General features: G+C 62.5%; 25 protein-coding genes. 8 read left to right on the top strand and 17 right to left on the bottom strand.

From position 1 onward, the window contains the following. Window position 1 precedes the first annotated feature (1 nt). The 4 genes from glpD to ACO6VM_RS14225 form a co-directional block, all read right to left on the bottom strand. Window positions 2-1,534, bottom strand: coding sequence for a glycerol-3-phosphate dehydrogenase (gene glpD / locus ACO6VM_RS14240; RefSeq protein WP_401058817.1), 1,533 nt, complete (start codon window positions 1,532-1,534; stop codon window positions 2-4). A gap of 183 nt (window positions 1,535-1,717) precedes the next feature. After that, window positions 1,718-2,473, bottom strand: coding sequence for a DNA-binding transcriptional repressor GlpR (gene glpR, locus ACO6VM_RS14235; protein WP_110995134.1), 756 nt, complete (start codon window positions 2,471-2,473; stop codon window positions 1,718-1,720). Window positions 2,474-2,598: 125 nt separating this feature from the next. Next, window positions 2,599-4,098 carry a glycerol kinase GlpK gene (glpK, locus tag ACO6VM_RS14230; protein ID WP_390969478.1) on the bottom strand — a complete coding sequence of 500 codons (1,500 nt, stop codon included), beginning with the start codon at window positions 4,096-4,098 and terminating at the stop codon, window positions 2,599-2,601. 66 nt (window positions 4,099-4,164) lie between these two features. Next, window positions 4,165-5,016 carry an MIP/aquaporin family protein gene (locus tag ACO6VM_RS14225; protein ID WP_125462848.1) on the bottom strand — a complete coding sequence of 284 codons (852 nt, stop codon included), beginning with the start codon at window positions 5,014-5,016 and terminating at the stop codon, window positions 4,165-4,167. 305 nt (window positions 5,017-5,321) lie between these two features. Between ACO6VM_RS14225 and ybaK the strand changes: the two genes are divergently transcribed. Both ybaK and ACO6VM_RS14215 read left to right on the top strand, forming a co-directional pair. Next, the gene (gene ybaK / locus ACO6VM_RS14220; RefSeq protein ID WP_110995137.1) at window positions 5,322-5,792 is read left to right on the top strand and encodes a Cys-tRNA(Pro) deacylase; all 471 of its coding nucleotides are present in this window, start codon (window positions 5,322-5,324) and stop codon (window positions 5,790-5,792) included. 99 nt (window positions 5,793-5,891) lie between these two features. Further along, entirely contained in the window at window positions 5,892-6,671 is a 780-nt protein-coding gene (locus ACO6VM_RS14215; RefSeq protein WP_401058814.1) for a PhzF family phenazine biosynthesis protein, read from the top strand. Window positions 6,672-7,000: 329 nt separating this feature from the next. Here the strand turns inward: ACO6VM_RS14215 and ACO6VM_RS14210 are convergent, their stop codons facing one another. Continuing rightward, on the bottom strand, window positions 7,001-8,110 hold the full coding sequence (locus ACO6VM_RS14210) for an ABC transporter ATP-binding protein (RefSeq protein ID WP_422403453.1): 1,110 nt from the start codon (window positions 8,108-8,110) through the stop codon (window positions 7,001-7,003). Further along, window positions 8,107-9,027, bottom strand: a complete 921-nt coding sequence (argF, locus tag ACO6VM_RS14205) for an ornithine carbamoyltransferase (RefSeq protein ID WP_110995140.1) — start codon at window positions 9,025-9,027, stop codon at window positions 8,107-8,109. The genes ACO6VM_RS14210 and argF overlap by 4 nt, the downstream gene beginning before the upstream one ends. A 364-nt stretch (window positions 9,028-9,391) precedes the next feature. On the opposite strand from argF, the gene ACO6VM_RS14200 reads away from it, so the two are divergent. After that, window positions 9,392-11,500: a molybdopterin oxidoreductase family protein gene (locus ACO6VM_RS14200; protein WP_422403452.1), complete on the top strand. Its 2,109-nt coding sequence runs from the start codon at window positions 9,392-9,394 to the stop codon at window positions 11,498-11,500. A gap of 91 nt (window positions 11,501-11,591) precedes the next feature. Continuing rightward, a complete protein-coding gene (grxD, locus tag ACO6VM_RS14195) occupies window positions 11,592-11,927 on the top strand; it encodes a Grx4 family monothiol glutaredoxin (protein WP_033702671.1) in 336 nt (111 codons plus the stop codon). A gap of 168 nt (window positions 11,928-12,095) precedes the next feature. On the opposite strand, the gene bfr is transcribed toward grxD, so the two are convergent. Together bfr and ACO6VM_RS14185 are read right to left on the bottom strand one after the other, a co-directional pair. Further along, a complete protein-coding gene (gene bfr, locus ACO6VM_RS14190; RefSeq protein ID WP_422403451.1) occupies window positions 12,096-12,569 on the bottom strand; it encodes a bacterioferritin in 474 nt (157 codons plus the stop codon). Between the two features lie 201 nt (window positions 12,570-12,770). Beyond that, window positions 12,771-12,992: a bacterioferritin-associated ferredoxin gene (locus tag ACO6VM_RS14185; protein WP_110995144.1), complete on the bottom strand. Its 222-nt coding sequence runs from the start codon at window positions 12,990-12,992 to the stop codon at window positions 12,771-12,773. 214 nt (window positions 12,993-13,206) lie between these two features. On the opposite strand from ACO6VM_RS14185, the gene ACO6VM_RS14180 reads away from it, so the two are divergent. Continuing rightward, complete coding sequence (locus ACO6VM_RS14180; protein WP_023629028.1) at window positions 13,207-13,809, top strand: peroxiredoxin; 603 nt, start codon at window positions 13,207-13,209, stop codon at window positions 13,807-13,809. Between the two features lie 92 nt (window positions 13,810-13,901). Here ACO6VM_RS14180 and rnt read toward each other — a convergent pair whose 3' ends face one another. Next, complete coding sequence (rnt, locus tag ACO6VM_RS14175; RefSeq protein ID WP_125857627.1) at window positions 13,902-14,576, bottom strand: ribonuclease T; 675 nt, start codon at window positions 14,574-14,576, stop codon at window positions 13,902-13,904. Further along, entirely contained in the window at window positions 14,573-15,619 is a 1,047-nt protein-coding gene (pyrC, locus tag ACO6VM_RS14170; RefSeq protein ID WP_422403450.1) for a dihydroorotase, read from the bottom strand. The genes rnt and pyrC overlap by 4 nt, the downstream gene beginning before the upstream one ends. Window positions 15,620-15,749: 130 nt before the next feature. Here pyrC and ACO6VM_RS14165 point away from each other — a divergent pair, with 130 nt between their 5' ends. Together ACO6VM_RS14165 and ACO6VM_RS14160 are read left to right on the top strand one after the other, a co-directional pair. Continuing rightward, window positions 15,750-16,721 (top strand): flagellar protein MotY, encoded by a 972-nt coding sequence (locus ACO6VM_RS14165; protein WP_401058806.1) that lies wholly within the window; start codon window positions 15,750-15,752, stop codon window positions 16,719-16,721. Between the two features lie 128 nt (window positions 16,722-16,849). After that, window positions 16,850-18,067: an argininosuccinate synthase gene (locus ACO6VM_RS14160; RefSeq protein WP_110995148.1), complete on the top strand. Its 1,218-nt coding sequence runs from the start codon at window positions 16,850-16,852 to the stop codon at window positions 18,065-18,067. A gap of 47 nt (window positions 18,068-18,114) precedes the next feature. Here the strand turns inward: ACO6VM_RS14160 and ACO6VM_RS14155 are convergent, their stop codons facing one another. Further along, entirely contained in the window at window positions 18,115-18,654 is a 540-nt protein-coding gene (locus ACO6VM_RS14155) for a hypothetical protein (RefSeq protein ID WP_401058805.1), read from the bottom strand. A 375-nt stretch (window positions 18,655-19,029) separates the two neighbouring features. Between ACO6VM_RS14155 and ACO6VM_RS14150 the strand changes: the two genes are divergently transcribed. Continuing rightward, window positions 19,030-19,656 carry a response regulator gene (locus ACO6VM_RS14150; RefSeq protein ID WP_401058803.1) on the top strand — a complete coding sequence of 209 codons (627 nt, stop codon included), beginning with the start codon at window positions 19,030-19,032 and terminating at the stop codon, window positions 19,654-19,656. Between the two features lie 41 nt (window positions 19,657-19,697). Here the strand turns inward: ACO6VM_RS14150 and ACO6VM_RS14145 are convergent, their stop codons facing one another. The 6 genes from ACO6VM_RS14145 to ACO6VM_RS14120 form a co-directional block, all read right to left on the bottom strand. After that, window positions 19,698-19,874, bottom strand: coding sequence for a PA3496 family putative envelope integrity protein (locus tag ACO6VM_RS14145; RefSeq protein WP_167409855.1), 177 nt, complete (start codon window positions 19,872-19,874; stop codon window positions 19,698-19,700). Window positions 19,875-19,978: 104 nt separating this feature from the next. Next, complete coding sequence (gene nth / locus ACO6VM_RS14140) at window positions 19,979-20,617, bottom strand: endonuclease III (protein ID WP_125857630.1); 639 nt, start codon at window positions 20,615-20,617, stop codon at window positions 19,979-19,981. 4 nt (window positions 20,618-20,621) lie between these two features. Next, window positions 20,622-21,146, bottom strand: a complete 525-nt coding sequence (locus ACO6VM_RS14135) for an Rnf-Nqr domain containing protein (protein WP_422403449.1) — start codon at window positions 21,144-21,146, stop codon at window positions 20,622-20,624. Beyond that, window positions 21,139-21,753 carry an RnfABCDGE type electron transport complex subunit G gene (locus ACO6VM_RS14130; RefSeq protein ID WP_422403448.1) on the bottom strand — a complete coding sequence of 205 codons (615 nt, stop codon included), beginning with the start codon at window positions 21,751-21,753 and terminating at the stop codon, window positions 21,139-21,141. Before ACO6VM_RS14130 ends, ACO6VM_RS14135 begins: the two co-directional genes overlap by 8 nt. Beyond that, on the bottom strand, window positions 21,750-22,721 hold the full coding sequence (locus ACO6VM_RS14125; protein WP_422403447.1) for an RnfABCDGE type electron transport complex subunit D: 972 nt from the start codon (window positions 22,719-22,721) through the stop codon (window positions 21,750-21,752). Before ACO6VM_RS14125 ends, ACO6VM_RS14130 begins: the two co-directional genes overlap by 4 nt. Before the next feature lie 12 nt (window positions 22,722-22,733). Beyond that, a complete protein-coding gene (locus ACO6VM_RS14120; RefSeq protein WP_422403446.1) occupies window positions 22,734-23,282 on the bottom strand; it encodes an Rnf-Nqr domain containing protein in 549 nt (182 codons plus the stop codon). Window positions 23,283-23,344 lie beyond the last annotated feature (62 nt).

The following is a 23,344-nucleotide window of genomic DNA, read 5'->3' as shown; positions in this document are numbered from 1 at the left end:
TTCAGGCGGCTTGCACGCGGTCGCGGTTCGCCTGGGCCTGTTGCAGGTAATCCACCAGCGCCTGTTGCTCGCTCGCGCTGGTGAACAGCCCCAGCTTGGTACGGCGCCAGAGGATGTCGTCGGCGTCCACCGCCCACTCCTGGCTGCACAGGTAGTCCACTTCGCGGGTGAACAGGCCGCCACCGATGGCCTGGCCCAGGTCCTCGGGGCCCTTCACGCCCTCGAGCAGGCGCCAGACGCGGCTGCCGTAAGTCACGGCCCAACGCTTGGCGATGTCCAGCGGCAGCCAGGCATGGCTGGCCAGCACGGCGTCCACCAGTGCCTGCACGCTGGTCATGCTTTCGCCGCCGGGTAGCGGCGCATCGGCGGTCCAGCTGCCGCGCATCTGGGTGAAGAACGGCTTGAGCTCGGCCATCGCCGACTCGGCCAGTTTGCGGTAGGTGGTGAGCTTGCCGCCGAATACCGACAGCAGTGGCGCTTCACCTGCTGCGGCGGACAGCGCCAGGGTGTAGTCGCGGGTCACTGCCGACGGGTTGTCCGACTCGTCGTTGCACAGCGGGCGCACGCCGGAGTAGGTGTGCAGGATGTCGGCACGGCCCAACTGGTGGTTGAAGTGTTCGTTGACCACTTTGAGCAGGTAGTCGGTCTCCTGTTCGGTGATCGCCACCTTGGCCGGGTCGCCGCTGTATTCGCGGTCGGTGGTGCCGATCAGGGTGAAACGCTCCAGATAAGGGATGCAGAAGACGATGCGTTGGTCTTCGTTCTGCAGGATGTAGGCGTGTTCGCCTTCGTACAGGCGCGGCACGATCAGGTGGCTGCCCTGGATCAGGCGGATGCCGTAAGGCGCGTCGAGCTTGAGGTCGTCCTTGATGAAGCTGGCCACCCAGGGGCCGGCGGCGTTGACCAGGGCGCGGGCGCGGATGGTCTGCAGGCTGCCGTCGGCATGTTGCAGCTCCACTTCCCAGATGCCTTCGACCCTCTCGGCACGCAGGCAGCGGGTGCGGGTGTGGATGTGTGCACCTTTTTCGCGGGCGGCCATGGCGTTGACGACCACCAGGCGTGCGTCGTCGACGGCGCAGTCGGCGTATTCGAAACCGCGGGTGATGGCTGGCTTGAGCGGGTAGCCCGGGCCGAAACGCAGGCTGCGCGAGGCGCCCAGGCGCTTGCGCTTGCCCAGGTGGTCATACAGGAACAGGCCGGCGCGGATCATCCAGGCTGGGCGCAGGTGTGGCTGGTGCGGCAGGACGAAGCGCATTGGCTTGACGATGTGCGGGGCTTTGGCCAGCAGCACTTCGCGCTCGGCGAGGGCTTCGCGCACCAAGCGGAATTCGTAATGTTCGAGATAGCGCAGGCCGCCGTGGATCAGCTTGCTGCTGGCCGAGGAGGTGTGCCGGGCCAGGTCGTCCTTTTCGCAAAGGAATACTTTCAGGCCGCGCCCGGCGGCGTCTGCCGCGATGCCTACGCCATTGATGCCGCCACCGATCACGGCGAGGTCGTAGCAGTCGAGGGGTTGGGGCGAAACGGGCTGGGACACAGCAAGGCCTCCTGGGCTGTTCATATCGAATATGAACATTGATGTTCGTTTGCGAAAATATTAGCGCAATGAACAGGCGGCCGCCAGCAAGTCTTTATAGAAAAAACTGATCGGATGACAATTAAATGAACATTTACGAACATCGCGCAGGGCCGGCAAGCCGGCGCCTGCACAAAGGAGGCGTCAGACCACGTCCAGGCGGATCTTGTACTGGTTGAGCAGTTGGGTCAGGGCGGGGGTAGGGGCCTGATCGGTCACCAGGCAGTCCACCAGGCTGATCGAGCCCAGGCGGACCATGGCGTTGCGCCCGAACTTGCTGGAGTCCGCAGCGAGGATCACCTGGCGGGCATTGGCGATGATCGCCTGGGACACGCGCACCTCCTGGTAATCGAAGTCCAGCAGGCTGCCGTCCTCGTCGATGCCACTGATGCCGACCACGGCGAAGTCGACCTTGAACTGGCTGATGAAATCGACGCTGGCCTGGCCTACCACACCGCCGTCACGGCGCACCGTGCCGCCAGCGATCAGCACTTCGAAATCGTCCTTGGCGCCAAGGATCGCCGCCACGTGCAGGTTGTTGGTGATGATCTTCAGGTGGTTGTGGTTGAGCAGCGCCCGGGCGATGGATTCGGTGGTGGTGCCGATGTTGATGAACAGCGAGGCATGGTCGGGGATCTGCCGGGCCACGGCTTCGGCAATGCGCTGCTTCTCGTCGCGCATCTGGTCGGCGCGCATGGCGTAGGCGGTGTTTTCGATGCTCGAGTCGTAGGCTGCGCCACCGTGGTAGCGGCGCAGCAGGTTGGCCTCGGCGAGCTGGTTGATATCGCGGCGGATGGTCTGCGGGGTGACGACGAACAGCTGCGCCATTTCCTCGATGCTGACGTAGCCGCGTTCACGGACCAGCTCGAGGATTTGTTGTTGGCGTGGAGGCAGATTCATGGGCGGTCCTTGGGGGCAGCCGGAAAAATTCTGCAATGATGCCGTAGGAAGGGGAGGACGACCAGTCTGGATGCGACCTCCATAGCGGTAGGCGCCAGCAAGCTGGCTCCTACCTAAGGCGGGGGTCAGGCGTCGTGGTCTTCCCAGTCGCGGGTGCGGTCCACGGCCTTGCGCCAGCCTTTGTACAACTTCTCTTTCGCCGCTTCATCAAGTTGCGGGCTGAACTCGCGTTCGATGATTGCCTTGTCGCGCAGCTCGTCCAGGCCGCTCCAGAAACCGCAGGCGAGGCCGGCCAGGTAGGCGGCGCCGAGGGCAGTGGTTTCGCGCATTTTCGGGCGCTCTACGCAGGTGCCGAGAATGTCGGCCTGGAACTGCATGAGGAAGTTGTTGGCCACCGCACCGCCATCCACGCGCAGTTCGCTCAGGCGCTCGCCGCAGTCCTGCTGCATGGCATCGAGCACGTCGCGGGTCTGGTAGGCGATCGACTCCAGCGCGGCACGGATGATGTGGTCGACTTTCACGCCGCGGGTCAGGCCGAACAGCGCACCACGGGCGTAGGGGTCCCAGTACGGCGCGCCGAGGCCGGTGAAGGCGGGCACCAGGTACACGCCGTTGCTGTCCTTGACCTTGCTGGCGAAGTACTCGGTGTCATAGGCGTCGTTGATGATCTTCAGTTCGTCACGCAGCCACTGCACGGTGGAGCCGCCGTTGAATACGGCGCCTTCCAGGGCATAGGCCACTTCGCCGCGCGGGCCGCAGGCGATGGTGGTGAGCAGGCCGTGGGACGAAGCGACCGCCTTGTCGCCGGTGTTCATCAGCAGGAAGCAGCCGGTGCCGTAGGTGTTCTTGGCCTGGCCGGGCTCCACGCACATCTGGCCGAACAGCGCCGATTGCTGATCGCCAGCGATGCCGGCGATTTTGATGCCGCTTTTGGTCTGGCCATAGACTTCCGACGAAGGGCGCACTTCGGGCAGCATCTGCCGCGGGATGCCGAGGATATCCAGCAGCTTCTCGTCCCACGCCAGGGTATGGATGTTGAACATCAAGGTGCGCGAGGCGTTGGTGTAGTCGGTGACATGCACCTTGCCGCCGGAGAACTTCCAGATCAGCCAGGTATCGATGGTGCCGAACAGCAGCTCGCCGCGTTCGGCGCGCTCGCGAACACCTTCGACGTTGTCGAGGATCCACTTGAGCTTGGTGCCGGAGAAGTACGGGTCGGTGACCAGGCCGGTGGTTTCGCGGATGTACTGCTCGTGGCCGTCACGCTTGAGCTGGGCGCAGATCTCGGTGCTGCGGCGGCACTGCCAGACAATGGCGTTGTACACCGGGCGGCCGGTTTCCTTGTCCCACACCACGGTGGTTTCACGCTGGTTGGTGATGCCGATGGCGGCTACCTGGGCGTGGCTGATACCGGCCTGGGCCAGGGCTTCGACCATGGTCGCGCTTTGGGTGGCGAAGATTTCCATCGGGTCGTGCTCGACCCAGCCGGCCTGAGGGTAGTGCTGGGCGAACTCGCGCTGCGACGTGCCGACCACGTTGGCGTCGCGGTCGAAGATGATGGCCCGAGAACTGGTGGTGCCCTGGTCGAGGGCAATGATGTAGTTCTTGTCCTGGGTGTCTGTCATGTCGATGGCCTTGCAGGAATTAGGAGTGGTTCAGGGCGTGGCGAGCATTGGAGCCCGGCGCTGGCATCAGGAAACCTGGGCATCACCCTGAGGATTATCGTCTGTCTGTGGCTTCTCGGCTTCTGCCGTCGGCAGGTTGCGGGCGATCAGGCCGCGGTACAACGCCGCACCAAGGCTGGCGCCGAGAATCGGTGCGAACACCGGTACCAGGAAATAGGGAATGTCACGCCCGCCGGTAAAGGCGATGTCGCCCCAGCCAGCGAGGAAGGTCATCAGCTTGGGCCCGAAATCGCGCGCCGGGTTCATCGCAAAGCCGGTCAGTGGGCCCATGGCGCTGCCGATCACGGCGATCAGCAGGCCGATCAGCAGTGGCGCGGTGGCGCCACGGGGCAGGCCGTTGTTGTCGTCGGTCAGGGCCATGATCACGGCCATCAGGATGGCGGTGATGATCACTTCGACCAGGAACGCCTGGCCGGTGGACAGCGCCGGGTGCGGGTAGGTGGAGAACACCGAGGCCAGCTCCAGGCTGGCCTGGCTGCCGCGCAACATGGCGTGGGCCTGTTCGAAATCGAAGAACAGGTTGCTGTACAGCGTGTAAACGAGCGCGGCGCCACAGAACGCGCCACAGACCTGGGCGAGGATGTAGAACGGCAGTTTGCGTTTGTCGAAGCCGGCGAACAGGGTGAGGGCGATGCTCACGGCCGGGTTCAGGTGCGCGCCGGAAACGCCGGCGGTGAGGTAGATCGCCATGCTCACGCCGACCCCCCAGATGATGCTGATTTCCCACAGGCCGAAGCTGGCGCCGGCAACCTTGAGGGCGGCGACACAACCTGTGCCGAAGAAGATGAGCAGCGCGGTGCCGAGGAACTCGGCCATGCATTGGGCGGAAAGCGTCGGTTGGCGTAGAGCAGTCGTCATGTATGACCTCGGTTCTTGTTGTTGTGAGGCGCAGTGCGCTCGACAGCAAAAAAGCCCGGAGTCGATCCCCATTGACGCCGGGCGGGTGCAGGAAGTGCACCTTATAGGTGCACCATGTATTCAGAAACGAAAAAATATAGACAAGAAACGCTGATGTCAAAGGTCGAAAGTGAACCGCCGGCCACAATCTGACCGAGAAGCCTGCCTGCGAACCGTTGGCCGCCGCTCTGGCCCGCGGGTGTGCTGGCTGGTCTGGGGGATTTGCCCTACAGTAGCCGGCGACCTGTGATCGACTGGAGCCCTCGATGACCCCCGCCCTGGACCTGCTGAAAAAGGCGCGCGCCGAGTACCGCGTGCACAGTTACGAACATGACCCGAAGACTGCTTCCTATGGCCTGGAAGCGGCCGAGAAGCTTGGCCTTGACCCGCTGCGGGTGTTCAAGACGTTGCTGGCCAGCAGCGAGAAGGGCGAATTGCTGGTGGCGGTGGTGCCGGTGGTCGGTACCCTCGATCTCAAGGCGCTGGCCCATGCGGCGGGGGTGAAGAAGTGCGAAATGGCCGACCCGCAGGCTGCCCAGCGTGCTACGGGCTACCTGGTGGGGGGAATCAGCCCGCTGGGGCAGAAGAAGCGTCTGCGCACCTTCATCGACGAGTCCGCGCAACAACATGAAACCATTCACGTCAGTGCGGGCCGTCGTGGCCTGGAGGTGGAGCTGGCAGCGGCGGTGCTGGCAACCCATACCCAGGGGCAATTTGCCGGGATTGGTCGCGGCTGATCATCTGTATGGTGGTAATTTTCTCGACTCTGTCACTGTTCGGTCCGGGCCCCGTGCGCCATGCTCGGGCCCTTTCCAAAAAGACAGAGGGAGCGTGTCATGCAGTTGCACTTCCATCAGGTCGACGCGTTCAGCGATCGTCCCTTCGCCGGCAACCCCGCCATGGTCTATCACCTGGAGCAGTGGCTCGACGAGGCGCTGATGCAGCAGATCGCCGCCGAGCACAACCTTGCCGAGACCGCGTTCGTGGTGGCCGAGGGTGACGGATACCGGATCCGCTGGTTCACCCCAAGTACCGAAGTGCCGCTGTGCGGCCACGCCACCCTGGCCAGCGCTTATGTGCTGTTCGAGGTCTATGGCGAGCAGAAGGCGCGGCTGGACTTCCAGAGCCAGTCAGGGCCACTGAGCGTCAGCCGTGAAGGGGACCGCTTGTGGCTGGACTTCCCGCGCATTGATTCGCAGCCGGTGGCCGAGGCTTTGCCGGTTGCCGAGGCGTTGGGGTGCGAGGTGCTGGAAGTGCGCCAGAGCAATGAGCTGTTCGTGGTGTTGCCGTCGGAGCAGGCGGTGCGTGATTGCACGCCGGACATGGCTGCGGTGGCGCGTCTGCCCGGGCTTGGCGTGATTGTGACGGCGCCTGGAGCCCGGCATGACTTCGTATCGCGTTATTTCGCCCCGGCAATCGGCATCCCCGAAGACCCGGTGACCGGTTCCACCCATTGCCTGCTCATCCCGTACTGGGCCGAACGCCTTGGCAAAACCGAGTTGAGTGCTTTCCAGTGCTCGGCCAGGGGGGGTGAGCTGTCATGCAGGCTGGAAGGTGAGCGGGTGAAGATCGGTGGGCAGGCTCGGCGGGTGGCCAGTGGCACGTTGATGCTTTGATTGTCGCGGGGGGGGGGGGGGGGGGGGGGGGGAGGGCACCCCCAACAACCGACTCCTCCCTACCCCATCCGTAGGGGTGAAGGCGTTTTGGTTTTTTTTCCCCCCCCCCCCCGCGCTGCTTAGGCTCTGTACGAAAAGTTTTGTGGGAGCGGGCTTGCCCCGCGATGGAGTGCGAAGCGCTCCTGTACCCGATATCAAATAGTGTCAAAGACGCCGCGAATTCCGGCTTTGCTGCCGCGTTGCGGCAGATCGCGGGGCAAGTCGCATCGGCGCACCGCCGCTCCCACAATGATTGATGACCATACTTTTCGTACAAAACCTAAGATGTCTCAGAGCGCCGAGCTGACGCGGCGCACGCCGTTCTCCTGGCGTGGCAGCTGCGCGGCTACGCTGCCGGGCACCGGGAACAGCACCAGGTGGTCGGCTGCCACGGCGATGCCGATGTCCTGGCCTACCTGATGGTCGATGTGGCTGGGGAAGATTGCTTCGAGCTGGCTGCCGGTGGTCAACTGCAGGCGATACAGGGTCGAAGCGCCGAGGAAGCTCTTGCCGACAATGTGCGCACGCAATTTGCCGTCGGGCGCATGGATGATGTCATCCGGGCGCAGCAATACATCCACCGAGCTGCCCAGGGCCATGGTGTAGGCGCGATTGCCCCGCAGTTCGCCGAGTTCGGTGGTCACCGCCTCGTGGCTGCTCATCTGGCCGCGAATGAAGTAACCCTGGCCGATGAAGCTGGCAACGAAGGGGGTCTGCGGCTCGTGGTAGAGGTTGTAGGGGGTATCCCACTGCTCCAGGCGGCCTTCCTTGAACACGCCAACGTGGTCACTGACAGCGAAGGCTTCTTCCTGGTCGTGGGTGACCAGGATGGCGCTGGTGCCACGGCTCTTGAGGATGTCGCGCACCTCGTGGCTGAGGCGCCTGCGCAACTCGACGTCGAGGTTGGAGAACGGCTCGTCGAGCAGCAGCAGTTGTGGCTCCGGCGCCAGTGCGCGGGCCAGTGCGACCCGCTGTTGCTGGCCGCCGGACAACTCGTGCGGGTAGCGCCCGCCGAGGCCTCCCAGCTTGACCAGTTCGAGCATCTCCTCGACCACGGCCGCCTGTTGCGGGTGCTTGCCGATGCCGAAGGCGATGTTCTGCGCCACGGTCAGGTGGGGGAACAGCGCGTAGTCCTGGAACACCATGCCGATCCGGCGTTTCTCCGGAGCCAGGGTGAAGCCTGCACGGGAGATGACCTCGCCGGCCAGCTGGATCTCGCCTTCATGCACCGGCTCGAAACCGGCGATGGCGCGCAGCGTGGTGGTCTTGCCGCACCCGGAGGAGCCCAGCAGGCAACCGATGTCGCCTGCGTTCAGGTGCAGGTTGAGGTTCTGGACGATGCGCTGCTCGCCGTAGCCGCAGGCGAGGTCGCGCAGGTTGAGCAGTAGGGGTTGACTCATGCGTGGTGGTAAGCCGGTTCTACAAGGAATTCGAGAAGGGCCTTCTGCGCATGCAGGCGGTTCTCAGCCTGGTCCCAGGCGACCGAACGGGGGTCGTCGAGCAGGTCCTGGCTGATTTCCTCGCCACGGTGGGCGGGCAGGCAGTGCATGAACAGGGCATCGGGTGCCGCCAGGTCGAGCAGTGCGCGGGTGACCTGGTAAGGCGCGAAGTGCGCCAGGCGCCGTGCAGTTTCCTCTTCCTGGCCCATGGAAGTCCAGACATCCGTGGTCACCAGGTGGGCGCCGCGTACGGCTTCCTTGGGGTCACGGATGATCTGCACGCGGTCACCGCCCAATTGCAGGAAGCGTGGATCGGGCTCGTAGCCCTCGGGGCAGGCGATGCGCAGCTGGAAGTCGAACTGGCGAGCGGCTTCGATGTACGAGTTGCACATGTTGAAGCCATCGCCGATCCAGGCCACGGTCTTGCCCTGGATCGAGCCGCGGTGTTCAAGGAAGGTCTGCATGTCGGCCAGCAGCTGGCAGGGGTGCGACTCGTCGGACAGGCCGTTGATCAGCGGCACCCGCGAATGGGCGGCGAATTCGGTGAGGGTGCTGTGGGCGTGGGTGCGGATCATCACCGCATCGACCATGCTCGACAACACGATGGCGCTGTCGGCAATCGGCTCGCCGCGGCCCAGCTGGGTGTCACGCGGCGACAGGAAGATGGCCTGGCCGCCGAGCTGGATCATGCCCGCCTCGAACGACACCCGGGTACGGGTCGAGGATTTTTCGAAGATCATCCCCAGCACGCGGTTCTTCAGGGGCTCGAACAGCACGCCACGCTTGCGCAGGTCCTTCAGCTCGATGCCTCGGCGGATCACACCGAGCAATTCGTCGGTGGTGAAATCCAGCAGGGAGAGAAAGTGCCTAGCGCTCATGATTGACTACCTTATCTGCAACGGTGTGCAGGTCGACCGTATGGGTTTTGTTGACAACGGGAGTGACCTGCGGCGTAAGCCGCACGGGGCGGACGGAATAGGGAAAGGCGCAATACTATAATTAAATGTCGCCTCAAACCAAGAGGGGAAACAGTGTCTCTGTATCAGCGGGTGTCGTAACCCGCTGTAGGCGCGCTGTTTTTTATTTGCTACAGGGGTTGTACACGGCCAGGCGCGCGTTTGGCAAACCCGCTGTCGCGAATCGTGGGCCTGATGTCGGCCAATTCACGCCGCGAAGCGCGCTGGTGAGCCTTGCTGGGGCGGCGCATAGTCGAACGTCCAGAACAACACGGCAGAGGCGGCCATGACCAAGACCCTGCATCACCGAGCCTGTCACCTGTGCGAGGCCATCTGTGGCCTGAACATCGAAGTGACCCACGAAGCCGACGGCCGGGCGCGTATCAGCTCGATCAAGGGCGACCCGCAGGACCCGTTCAGCCGTGGGCATATCTGCCCCAAGGCAGTTGCCCTGCAAGATATCCAGGAAGACCCCGACCGCCTGCGCCAGCCCCACAGGCGTATCGGCGACCAGTGGCAGCCTATCGGCTGGGACGAGGCGTTCACCCTCGCCGCCGAGCGCCTCTGGGCGGTGCAGCAGGCCCACGGGCGCAACGCCGTCGCGGTGTATCAGGGCAACCCCAGCGTGCACAACTATGGGCTGATGACCCACAGCAACTATTTCCTCGGCCTGCTCAAGACCCGCAACCGCTTTTCTGCCACCTCGGTTGACCAGTTGCCCCAGCATCTGACCAGCTACCTGATGTACGGCCATGGCTTGCTGCTGCCGATCCCGGACATTGATCACACCTGCTTCATGTTGATACTCGGCGGCAACCCGCTGGCTTCGAACGGCAGCATCATGACGGTGCCGGATGTGGAGAAGCGGCTGAAGGCGCTGAAGGCCAGGGGCGGACGCCTGGTGGTGGTTGACCCGCGGCGTAGTGAGACGGCGGCGATGGCCGATCAGCATCTGTTCATCCGCCCCGGTGGCGATGCGGCGCTGCTGGCTGCGCTGCTGCATACCCTTTTTGCAGAGGACCTGGCCTGCGGATCGCACTTGCCGGTCAACGGGCTGGATCAGGTACGCCAGGCCATTGCGCCGTTCGATGCCGAGGCGATGAGCGGGCTCTGCGGCATCCCGGCGCAGGACATTCGCCAACTGGCCCGGGATTTCGCGGCCGCAGGCAAAGCCGTTTGCTATGGCCGGATGGGGGTTTCCACCCAGGCCTTCGGTTCGCTGTGCCACTGGCTGGTGCAACTGATCAACCTGGTCACCGGCAACCTCGACCGCGAAGGCGGTGCCCTCTGTACCGAACCTGCGGTGGACCTGGTGGCCAGCACCTCGGGCGGGCATTTCAACCAATGGCAGAGCAGGGTCTCGGGCCTGCCGGAATATGGCGGCGAACTGCCGGTGTCAGCCCTGGCCGAAGAGATCCTCGAGCCGGGCGAGGGGCAGGTACGGGCGTTGGTGACTGTTGCCGGCAACCCGGTGTTGTCCACGCCCAACGGGCGGCGTCTGGATGAGGCCCTGGCTGGGCTCGAGTTCATGCTCAGCATCGACCTGTACATCAACGAGACCACCCGCCATGCCGACTTGATCCTGCCCTCGACCTCGGCGCTGGAGAATGATCATTACGATTCCACCTTCAATCTGCTGGCGGTACGCAACGTCAGCCGTTTCAACCGTGCGATCCTGGCCAAGCCCGAGGGGGCATTGCACGACTGGGAGATTTTCGTCGGCCTGGCCAAGGCTTTTGCGGCTCGCGCCCAGGCCGAGCTGAAGGCGACGCTGCCGCCGGCGCAGATGATCGATTACGCGCTGCGCAAGGGGCCTTATGGTGATGCGTCAACCTGGAAGCTATCGCTGCAAACCCTCGACCAGCATCCCCATGGCCTCGACCTGGGGCCGCTGGCGCCGAACCTCGCTGATCGCTTGGGGACCGCCAGCCAGGCGGTTGAAGCTGCCCCAGTGGCCCTGCTCGAAGACCTGCAACGGCTTGCCCGGCAATTGCCGCCGGAACCTGGCCAGCTGTTGCTGATCGGCCGGCGTCATGTGCGCAGCAACAACTCGTGGATGCACAACTTCCATCGGCTGGTAAAAGGCAAGCCGCGCCATCAGTTGCTGATGCACCCGCTCGACTTGCATCAGCGCCAACTGCAGGACGGCCAGACGGTACGCGTGCGTTCACGCACCGGTGTGCTCGAAGTGCAGGTTCAGGCCAGCGAGGAGATGATGCCGGGGGTGGTCAGCCTGCCGCATGGCTACGGGCATGGGCGCCAGGGCGCCCAGTTGCAGGTGGCCAGCGCGCAACCCGGGGTGAGTGCCAATGACCTGACCGACGAGCGCCTGCGTGATGGAGTTTCCGGCAATGCGGCACTCAATGGCGTGCCGGTGCAGGTAGAGGCCGCTTAAGGGCCGGCAAGGCCGAGCATGCCGCTCGGGTTTCCGATACAATGCGTCACCGTGCCGACGACCATGTCGGAAAGTTCAGCCGAGGTGCTTCATGGATATCATCGAAACAATCAAAGAGCAGATTGCCAACAACACCATTCTGCTTTACATGAAAGGCTCGCCGAATGCCCCGCAGTGCGGCTTTTCGGCCAAGGCATCGCAAGCGGTGATGGGTTGCGGCGAGAAGTTCGCCTACGTCGACATCCTGCAGAACCCGGAAATCCGCGCCAACCTGCCCAAGTACGCCAACTGGCCAACCTTCCCGCAACTGTGGGTGGCCGGTGAGCTGGTCGGCGGTAGCGACATCATGCTGGAAATGTTCGAAAAGGGTGAGCTGCAGGCCCTGATCAAGGACGCGGCTGCCAAGGCCAAGGCTGCCGAGGCCTGATTCGATCCTTGCATGCAAAAAGCCCCGCAACTGCGGGGCTTTTTGTTGTCTGATGATTTATTGCGTGCCCCTGTAGGAGCGGCCTTAGCCGCGATCACCCGCGGAGCGGGTGCCAGGCACCGCGCTGCCTTCATCGCGGCTAAAGCCGCTCCTACAAGGCGATTGGGCTTATTCTTCGCCCATCTGCGACTGCAGGTAGTTCTCGAGGGTGATCTTGTCGATCAGGCCCAGCTGGGTTTCCAGCCAGTCGATGTGTTCTTCCTGGTCTTCGAGGATGTCTTCGAGCACATCGCGCGAGCCGAAGTCGCCTGCAGTTTCACAGTGGGCGATGGCGGCTTTCAGGTCGGCGTGGGCCTTTTTCTCAAGCTTCAGGTCGCAGTCGAGCATCTCTTTGGTGTGCTCGCCGATCATCAGCTTGCCCAAGTCCTGGACATTGGGGATGCCTTCGAGGAAGAGGATGCGCTTGATCAGCTTGTCCGCGTCCTTCATCGCCTGGATGGATTCTTTGTACTCGAATTTGCCGATCTTGTTCAGGCCCCAATCTTCGTACATGCGTGCGTGCAGGAAGTACTGGTTGATTGCGACCAGCTCGTTTCCGAGGATCTTGTTGAGATGCTGGATGACGCTTACGTCGCCTTTCATGATGGGGTCCTGCCCTGTAGAAGTTGAGCCAATGAAAACAAGTCTGAGCCCGACAACTACCTATGTCAAACCTAAGTTATTGAATAATAAGTGAAAATTAATCGGAATAAGAATGTTTGTGAACCGCGTTCGAGCGCTAACTTATTGAATTCCGGGCATAAAAAAACCGGGCACTAGGCCCGGTTCTTCGAAATTCATTTTTTACGCCGCGTTAAATTCAACGGGGTAGGGCAGCGCAGCCTGTTGGCTGAGCTGCAGCTCGGTCAGCGTCTCACGCACTACCTGCTTGGCGAGGCAGGCGCATTTACCGCACTGGCTGGCGACGTTGGTGGCGGCTCGAACGTCCTTGTAACTGCAGCATCCTTCGTAGATCGCATCGCGGATCTGTCCATCGGTGACACCGACACAAAGACACACATACATAAAGGCTGACCATTACGGTTGGATTCGATGGGTTGGAGAGTAATGGTAATGAGAATGCTTGTCAAAGCACTTCCTGAGAGGGCCGCCCTTGAGCGACCGGTGGTAGAGATTCGGCCTGTCACCATAAGCCGTGTATGATGGTCGGCCTTTGCCGGATCCGGGGGAACTCATTCCGCCCGGGCAAGGTTCTTCACCCCTCATCAGGAGAAATCGAATGAGCGTACTCGTTGGTAAACAAGCCCCTGACTTCACCGTTCCAGCCGTGCTGGGCAATGGCGAAATCGTCGACAGCTTCAACCTGGCCTCGGCCATCAAAGGCAAGTACGGCCTGGTGTTCTTCTACCCGCTGGACTTCACCTTCGTCTGCCCGTCCGAGCTGATCGCCCTGGACAATCGTATCCCTGACTTCCAGGCTCGCAACGTGGAAGTGATCGGCGTGTCGATCGACTCGCACTTCACCCACAACGCCTGGCGTAACACCCCGGTCAACAACGGCGGCATCGGCCAGGTCAAGTACACCCTGGCAGCCGACATGACCCACGAAATCTGCAAGGCCTACGACGTCGAGTCCGAAGGCGGCGTGGCTTTCCGTGGCGCCTTCCTGATCGACACCAACGGTGTTGTCCGTTCGCAGATCGTCAACGACCTGCCGCTGGGCCGCAACATGGACGAGCTGCTGCGCCTGGTTGACGCCCTGCAATTCCACGAAGAGCACGGCGAAGTCTGCCCGGCCAACTGGAAAAAAGGCGACAAGGGCATGAACGCTTCGCCGGAAGGCGTTGCCGCTTACCTGAGCGAGAACGCTGGCAAGCTGTAATTTGCCAAGCGCATAAAAAAACCGGCCCTGGTGGCCGGTTTTTTTATGCTTCAAGCGCCCATCGCGGGGCTGGCCCGCGATGGCGATTTCGATCAATCGTTGAAATCGCGCCAGCCGCCCATTTCTTTCCAGCGGTTGACGATGCCGCAGAATAGCTCGGCGGTCTTCTCGGTGTCGTAGCGTGCCGAGTGCGCCTCGCGGCCATCGAAATCGATGTCGGCGCTCTGGCAGGCCCGTGCCAGCACGGTCTGGCCGTACGCCAGGCCGGCAAGAGTTGCGGTGTCGAAGCTGGAGAACGGGTGGAAGGGGTTGCGCTTGAGGTCGTTGCGCGCCACCGCGGCATTGAGGAAGCCCAGGTCGAAGCTGCTGTTGTGCCCGACCAGGATTGCCCGTTTGCAGCCGTTGGCCTTGAGCGCCTTGCGCACGCCACGGAAGATGTCGGTAAGCGCACTTTCCTCGCTCACCGCCATGCGCAGTGGGTGGTCCAGCTTGATCCCGGTGAACTCCAGCGCGGCCTGTTCGATGTTGGCGCCTTCGAAGGGTTCGACCCGGAAGAAGTAGGTGTGCTCGGGGAACAGGAAGCCCTTCTCGTCCATGCCGATGGTCACTGCGGCGATTTCCAGCAGGGCGTCGGTGGCGCTGTTGAAGCCGCCTGTCTCGACATCCACCACTACCGGCAGATAGCCACGGAAACGTTCGGCCATCGGATGGCGCGAACCGCTGCTGACCTGGTTGTCCTGATCGTCGTCGTAGAGGTCTTCGCTCACGCGTTGTCCTCCAGCAGGCGCCAGCGCAGTTTTTCACCAGCGCGCAGCGGGATCACGGTGTTGTCGCCGAACGGCAGACTGGCGGGTGCCGTCCACTCTTCGCGCACCAGGGTGATGGTGTCGGTGTTGCGCGCCAGGCCGTAGAAGTCCGGGCCATGCTCGCTGGCAAAGCCTTCGAGCTTGTCCAGCGCGTTGCGCTGCTCGAATGCCTCGGCATACATCTCGATGGCGGCGTAGGCGGTGTAGCAGCCAGCGCAGCCGCAGGCGGCTTCCTTGGCGTGCTGGGCATGGGGGGCGGAGTCGGTGCCGAGGAAGAACTTCGGGTTGCCGCTAGTGGCCGCGTCCAGCAGCGCCACCTGGTGGGTGTTGCGCTTGAGGATCGGCAGGCAATAGAAGTGCGGGCGGATACCGCCGACCAGCATGTGGTTGCGGTTGTAGAGCAGGTGCTGGGCGGTAATGGTCGCGCCGACGTTGGCCGCAGCTTCGGTGACGAACTGCGCGGCGTCACTGGTGGTGATGTGCTCGAAGACCACTTTCAGCGTGGGGAAACGCTCGACCAGGCGGCGCATGTGCTCGTCGATGAAGCGCTTCTCACGGTCGAACACGTCGATCTCGCTGCGCGTCACTTCGCCATGCACCAGCAGTGGCAGGCCGGTCTCGGCCAGAGCCTCGATCGCCGGGAAGATGTTGTCGATGCTGGTCACGCCGGAATCGGAGTTGGTGGTGGCGCCGGCCGGGTACAGTTTGGCGGCGTACACGATGCCGCTGGCCTTGGCCGCGCGGACATCTTCGGCGCTGGTGCGGTCGGTGAGGTAAAGCACCATCAGCGGCTCGAAGCGGCTGCCGGCCGGACGCGCGGCGAGGATGCGCTCACGGTAGGCGCCAGCTTCGGCGGCGTTGCGCACCGGGGGCACGAGGTTGGGCATGATGATGGCACGGGCGAAGGTGCGCGCCACGTCGCCAACGGTATGTGGCAAGACGGCACCATCGCGCAGATGGATGTGCCAGTCGTCGGGGCGCAGGAGGGTCAGGCGATCGGACATTGGGGATTCCAGGCGGGTCGAACTCAGAAGCCAATGCTACCGGAAAACCCTTGGGCGAGCACGGCTATCAAGTTTTCCAGCCAGCGTCCGATAGCGTTGATGTAAGCCGTCAGAATCTGTGGAGCCGCCCGTGCGCCAGCGTTACCTAGCCCTGTTCACCCTTGTCGCCAGCCTGCCGGCGGGGGCACTCACCTTCCAGACCCGCGTGGAGCATGTCGCCTGGAAAGTCGAGGGTGACCAGTTCGAATGCCGTCTGGTGCAACCGATCGATGGTTTCGGCAGTGGTGAATTCGTGCGCCGTGCCGGCGAGCTGCCGACGTTCCAGCTGCGCTCCGCAAGCAATGTGCTCGGTGCCGGATCCGCCACACTGTTGGCGGCAGCTGCACCCTGGCAGCCAGGCCGTGGCGACATCAATCTGGGGGCTGTGCGCATGGGCCGCACGGGCGTGCTGTTCACGTCCTCGCAAGGCCAGGCCAGCCGCTTGATCAATGGCTTGCTTGATGGGCGCAGCACGGTGGTGCGCAATTATGCAGGCGAAGGCGGGCGAGCCATGGAAGTGCGGGTGCTGCCGGTCAGTTTCGCCAAGGCCTACAGTGACTATCAGCGCTGCGCGAGCACGCTGCTGCCGATGAATTACGATCAGATTCGCCAGACCCAGGTCGGCTTCCCCGGCACTGGCTTCGAGCTGGACAGCTCGGCGCGTGCACGGCTGGACCTGATTCTGGACTATATGAAGGCCGACCCGACGGTCAATCACATCGAGCTTGACGGTCATGCCGACAACAGCGGCAACCGTCTGACCAACCGTGACGCATCGCGCCGTCGTGCCCTGGCAGTGGCCGAGTACTTCAAGGCCCATGGCATTGCTGAAGAACAGATCACCGTGCGCTTCCATGGCGAGCGCTACCCCCTGGCCAAGAACAACAGTGCCGCCAACCGTGCGCGCAACCGTCGTGTCAACATCCAGCTCGATCGGGTGACCCCGGTCGAGAAGCCGGTTCCGGCTGCAGCCCCGGCCGTTCCCGCTGCAGCGCCTGCGCCAGCGGCCACCACCGCGCCGGCAGCCGTACCGGCCCAACAGGCACCCGCGAAGCAGGGCTGAGTGCGACCACTGGTCGCGCTGTCGACAGTTCCTGTCGCTTTGTCGTCACAAGCTGTCGCCCCACTGTAATTTTTGCGGCAAGGCCGTTAGAATCGAAGGCTTTCCGTACAACCCCGTGGAGTGATGGCATGGCGGACGTAAAAAAGGTCGTACTGGCGTATTCCGGCGGCCTTGATACTTCGGTGATTCTCAAGTGGCTGCAGGACACTTACAACTGCGAAGTGGTGACCTTCACCGCTGACCTGGGTCAGGGCGAAGAGGTCGAGCCGGCCCGCGCCAAAGCCCAGGCAATGGGCGTTAAAGAAATCTACATCGATGACCTGCGCGAAGAGTTCGTGCGTGACTTCGTGTTCCCGATGTTCCGCGCCAACACCGTCTACGAAGGCGAGTACCTGCTGGGTACGTCCATCGCTCGTCCGCTGATCGCCAAGCGCCTGATCGAAATCGCCAACGAAACCGGCGCCGACGCCATTTCCCACGGTGCTACCGGCAAGGGTAACGACCAGGTGCGTTTCGAGCTGGGTGCATACGCGCTCAAGCCAGGCGTCAAGGTCATCGCCCCATGGCGCGAGTGGGACCTGCTGTCCCGCGAGAAGCTGATGGACTATGCCGAGAAGCACGGCATCCCGATCGAGCGCCACGGCAAGAAGAAGTCGCCGTACTCGATGGACGCCAACCTGCTGCACATCTCCTACGAAGGCGGTGTCCTGGAAGATACCTGGACCGAGCACGAAGAAGACATGTGGAAATGGAGCGTCTCCCCAGAGAACGCCCCGGACCAGGCTACTTACATCGAGCTGACCTACCGCAACGGTGACATCGTTGCCATCGACGGCGTCGAGAAGTCCCCGGCCACCGTGCTGGCCGACCTCAACCGCATTGGCGGTGCCAACGGCATCGGCCGCCTCGACATCGTCGAGAACCGCTACGTCGGCATGAAGTCCCGCGGCTGCTACGAGACCCCTGGTGGCACCATCATGCTCAAGGCCCACCGTGCCATCGAGTCGATCACCCTGGACCGCGAAGTCGCTCACCTGAAAGATGAGCTGATGCCGAAGTATGCCAGCCTGATCTACACCGGCTACTGGTGGAGCCCGGAGCGTCTGATGCTGCAGAAGATGATCGACGCCTCGCAGGTGAACGTGAATGGTGTGGTTCGCCTGAAGCTGTACAAGGGCAATGTCGTGGTTGTCGGTCGCAAGTCGGACGACTCGCTGTTCGACGCCAACATCGCCACCTTCGAAGAAGATGGCGGCGCCTACAACCAGGCCGACGCTGCTGGCTTCATCAAGCTCAATGCACTGCGCATGCGCATTGCGGCCAACAAAGGCCGTTCGATGCTCTAAGCATCCAGCTGAAAAGAACCCGGCCCAGGCCGGGTTTTTTTTTGCCGTCATTCAGGGGCTTCGGCCTGTTCGAACGGCAGTTCGGTGTCCTCGTGCATGGGCCCGGCCGATAGATGAAAACAGGCCCGGGTGTCGAGGTTATAGAGGGTCCAGCGGCGAGTGGTGGTTTGTGGGCGATCGATCATGCGCAACACATGGCGCTCGAACATCTTGCGGCTGTCCGGGCCGGATATGGCAATGATCATGGCAGCTTCGCTTTCGCTGATGTGCGCCGGGAGCGGGTTGAGCGGCGCTTGCGTCTCTTCGGCCGCCGGCGTGACAGCGTGGTTGGGCGCTGTTGATGGTTGAGCGGGGTTCGGGCAGTTGAGCGTTGGGTCATGGTGCTCAGGCGCGAATAACGACCCGGTATTGAAGTTGAGTGTGAGGAAGAACAACACCGTCAGAAAGAAGGGGAAGCCTACGAGGAACCAGGTGTAGATGGTCTGGCTTTCCTCGCTCAGGAATGGCAGCGAAGCCAGGGCGGAGGCTTCGATGACACCGGCGAATACGGCGATGAGCGTCAATGGGCTGAATGATGGATTGTTCATGATGGGCGCCTGGGCATGCTTTGCACATCAGTAGCCTGATTTTGAATACAGAGTAAGTGCGAGTATTTCCTCTTCTGGCAATCTCTAGCCATTCATTTGTCGGCGTTCCGATGTCTTGTCTAAATAGTAGAAATTTCCTGCGTTAAGTGTAATGCCTCTACGCTTGGAGTCCGATTAGTAGGGTGCTAACTTGCACACGGCTACATCGATCAGGGATGCATAAAGTTCTGCGAAATAATCGCACGTAGGAATATTCCTCAATAAGAGTAGGCACCTTCCTTCGATGCATCTGCCAAGGAAACCATCGCACGAATAATCGTTATGCTCGGTTGTGCTGGGGCATCAAAACTAAAATAACGCAATAATGGATATCGCATGAACAAAGTGCTGATCGTGGATGATCACCCGGTCATTCGCCTGGCGGTACGCATGCTGATGGAGCGGCATGGATACGAGGTGATGGCGGAAACCGACAACGGGGTGGATGCCTTGCAGCTAACGCGGGAGCATCTGCCAGACATTGTCATTCTGGATATTGGAATTCCAAAACTGGACGGGCTCGAGGTCATTGCCCGAATGACTTTGGCGAGCCCGGAAAGCAAGGTGCTGGTGTTGACCTCGCAGGCGCCGGGCCATTTTTCGATGCGCTGCATGCAGGCGGGTGCTGCGGGGTATGTCTGCAAGCAGCAGGAGCTGACCGAGTTGCTAAGTGCAATCAAGGCCGTGCTGTCAGGGTACAGCTACTTCCCCAATCAGGCACTGCACAAGGGGCGCACAGGCGTTGGTGGCGGAAGCGAAGTTGAAATGGTTGAGCGTCTTTCCGGCAGGGAGATGATGGTGCTGCAGCAACTTGCACGAGGAAAGACCAATAAGGAAATTGCCGACAGCATGTTTCTCAGCAACAAGACTGTGAGTACTTACAAAACCCGGCTGCTGCTCAAACTCAATGCGCGTTCACTGGTTGATCTCATCGAACTGGCCCAGCGGCACGGTCTGGCCTGAACCATCAAAAGCCTCCGTCAGGAGGCTTTTTCATGCCTGGGTTACAGGTCGTAATCGAAGTCGGCCAGCTGCTTCTGCAGGCGCCGCTCTTCCAGCATATTGTCGATGGTCCGGCGCTTGCTGAGGTTGGTCTTGGCCACTTCGGGCTGCGGCTCAGCGTCTTCTTCTGCGTTTTGAAACTCGTCGTCGATAGCCAGGTCTTCTTTATCGGTGCTCATGCGTCACTCCAAGCCAAAGGGCCATTGGCCGTCCTTATAGCGGGATTCACCGAGCGGGTAAAAAAGATTTTTTCAATCGTATTGCCAGTGTTTTTGCTATTGCCTCAATCGTCCGATGTCTTGTGCCTGTATTCGCACAGGTCCTCGATACGGCAGCTACCGCAGCGAGGCTTGCGCGCCTGGCAAACGTAACGCCCGTGCAGGATCAGCCAGTGATGGGCGTCGAGCAGGTAATCCTTGGGCACGAACTTGAGCAGTTTCTTCTCCACCTCAAGCACGGTCTTGCCCGGTGCGATGCCGGTGCGGTTGCTCACCCGGAAGATATGGGTGTCTACGGCCATCGCCAGCTGCCCGAAGGCCGTGTTGAGCACGACGTTGGCGGTCTTGCGGCCAACCCCGGGCAATGCTTCGAGCGCCTCACGGGTTTCTGGCACCTCGCCGCCATGCTGTTCGACCAGCAGCCGGCAGGTCTCGATGACGTTCTTGGCCTTGCTGTTGTACAGCCCGATGGTCTTGATGTATTCGCTCAGCCCATCCACCCCCAGTGCATGAATGGCTTCTGGCGTGTTGGCTATGGGGAACAGGCGTGCAGTTGCCTTGTTGACGCCGACATCGGTTGCTTGCGCCGAGAGAATCACGGCAATCAGCAGTTCGAAGGGGGTGGTGTAGGCCAGCTCGGTCTTGGGCTCGGGGTTGTCTTCATGCAGCCTGCGAAAAATCTCCAGGCGTTTAGCGGCATTCATGGGGTCAACGCGTTCCTTGACGATGTGCAGTGGTGGGCTCGGGGCGTAGCTGATTGTACAAGCCCAGGAGCAGGCCGAGCAGTATCAGTGCGCCGGGCGCCAGATGAGTGATGTGTAACCCTGGGAAATCGGCCAAGGCCTGACGGCTGATAGCCAAAGCCAGGCCAGCCACTGCCATGCCCGCGAGGCCAATGAGCAGTGAATGCCAGCGGCCGGTTTGCGGTAACAGGCGTTCGACGGCCAGGCATTGCAGGGCCAGTAGCGCGGGAAAGTGGCCAAGCTCAAGTGCCATCGGCAACGCCCAGGCTTGCAGCCCCAGCTGCAGGCAACTGGCGAGCGCTGCGGCCAGCACCATGGACATCCACAGGTGCAGGGCAGGTAGCAGATGGCTGCGCAACCCAGCCATGAGCAGTTGGTGCAGCAGTATCAATACGGTCATGCAGACCAGCATCGTCGAGGCCTGGATGACCGACCCGGTGGTGCCGATCAAGGGCGCCAGGCAAACGCTCAGCAACCAGTACCTATTCATGTTGGTCCTCCCCGAGCAACGCGGTGCGGTGTTGATCGAAGTAGCGCAGCGCATCCTGCACCGCGTCGATCACTGCCCGCGAGGTGACTGTCGCGCCAGCCAGTTGGTCGAACGCGCCCCGATCCCGCTTGAGCGCCCAGGCCTGCTCGGGCGGGTTGTCGTGGGTCTTGCCGATAAACTGGTCCAGCCAATGCCGTGCGGGATCGACCAGTTGGTCGCCCAGCCCTGGGCTTTCCTGCTGGCGAAGTACGCGCAGCCCGGTCAGGCGACCATGATTGTCGATCGCGATGGCCAGCTCGATCGGCCCGGCATACCCCGGCACCTCGCTGCGCAGCATGATGGCCACGGGGGTGTTGGCCAGGCTGGCGCGATAACCCGCCAGCAGTCGACTGTGTTGCAACTGCTTGTCGGCCAGCGCCAAGGGGGTCTGCAGTGGCTGGTTGTCGTAGCTGCCTGTTGGCAGCACAGCCAGCCACTCATGCTCTTGCATCCGGCGTTGGGCTTCCTGGATGGGGCCGGCGGTCCAGTGTTGCCAGGCAAGGCTGCCGGTCAGTGCCAGGGCCGTCACCGATGACAGCAGCAGTAGGCTGCGCACGCGCCTGTTCATGTGGACACCGGTTGACGTCGCTGGGCCCAGCGGTCCAGCGCCGGAGCGCAGAGGTTCATCAGCAGGATCGCAAAGGCTGTCCCGTCCGGCACGCTGCCCCAGGTACGCAGCAGGTAGATCAGCCAACCTGCACCGATACCGAACAACAGGCGGGCCAGCGGGCGTTTACAGCCGGAGATGGGCTCGGTGCTGATGAAGAACGCTGCCAGCATGGTTGAGCCAGAGAACAGGTGCAGCAAAGGTGAACCATTGGAGTCGGAGCCCGACCCGTTCCACGCCAGCAGGCTGAACAGCAGGAGCCCGCCGAGCAAGCCCGCCGGGGCGTGCCAGCTGAACACCTTGCGCTGTAACAGGAACAGGCCGCCCAGCAGGAATGCCAGGTTCACCCATTCGCTGCCTCGCCCGCCCAGCGCGCCGAAGGCCGGATGCGTTGCAAACAGCTCATCGATGGTCAGGCTGCGGTTGTGCCGCAGGGCATCCAGTACCGTCGGGCTGGCCCAGGCGTCGATCTGCTCGCTGGCAACAAAACTCAGCTGCAGGCTGTCGAGCAGGCCAGGCGCTTGGCCGGGCCAGTGATTCATCTGCAACGGGAAACTCAGCAGGGCGAAGGCATAGCCAACCATCGCCGGGTTGAACAGGTTGCGCCCGACGCCGCCGAAGGCCTGTTTGCCCAGGCCTATGGCAACGCTTGCCGCGGCCACCGGCAGCCACCAGGGGGCCTGGCTGGGCAATGCCACCGCCAGCAGCACCGCGCTGACCAATGCGCTGCCATCCTCCAGCGCCGGCCGTATCGCTTGCCCGCGCCAGGTCAGCAGCAGTGCCTCTGTAGCCAGCGCGGCACTGGCGCACAACAGCAGGTTGATCAACACCCCCCAGCCATGCAGCCAGAACAGCGCCAGCAACCCCGGCACGCAGGCCAAAAGGACCAGGCCCATGGCGTTGCGCAGGCGCGGGTCAGGCAGTGGCATGGGTATGCAGGCTCATTGTGTGAATAGTCCGCTAAGGCCGGAGAGCGCCATGGCCATCACGCCAGCGCCGATCAGCTCGATGGGCAAGCCACGCAGGGCCGCCGGAATATCCGCATGGCGGCTGCGTTCGCGCAGGTCGGCGAACAGTAGCAGGGCTAGCCAGAACCCCAATCCGCCCGTCACGCCCCAGGCCAGCGCTTGCCAACCGCTGCTGCCATCGCTGCCGAGCTGCAACAGCAAGCCTAGCACCGCGACATTGCCCAGCAGCAGCCCTTGCAGGCCCTCCACAGGCCAGCCAGGTCGCACACGGCGCAGCAGTTGTGGCAGGCCCCAGGCGAGTATCGCCAACAGTGGCAACAGGAGGAACAGGCGCAAGGCCTGCAATTGCAGCGGGGCAAGCAGGTACTGCTGGAGCAGCAGCCCGGCGGGCAGGCCGATCAAGATCAACAGCGCGCTGCACAGGCCGAGCGCTTGCAAGCGATCGCGCTCGATCGGGTCGGGTTGCAACATCAGGTTGTTGACCAGCGCAGCGCTGACCAGGACCAGGATGTAGTCGCTCATGAAATGCCTGCCGCCTGAGGATGCCGTGATTATCCGGCAGCGGCCGCTGGATGGAAATGCCC

The organism is Pseudomonas sp. GZD-209 (assembly GCF_049310485.1).
Taxonomy (GTDB): domain Bacteria; phylum Pseudomonadota; class Gammaproteobacteria; order Pseudomonadales; family Pseudomonadaceae; genus Aquipseudomonas; species Aquipseudomonas sichuanensis.
This window is presented reverse-complemented; position numbering and strand designations above follow the sequence as displayed.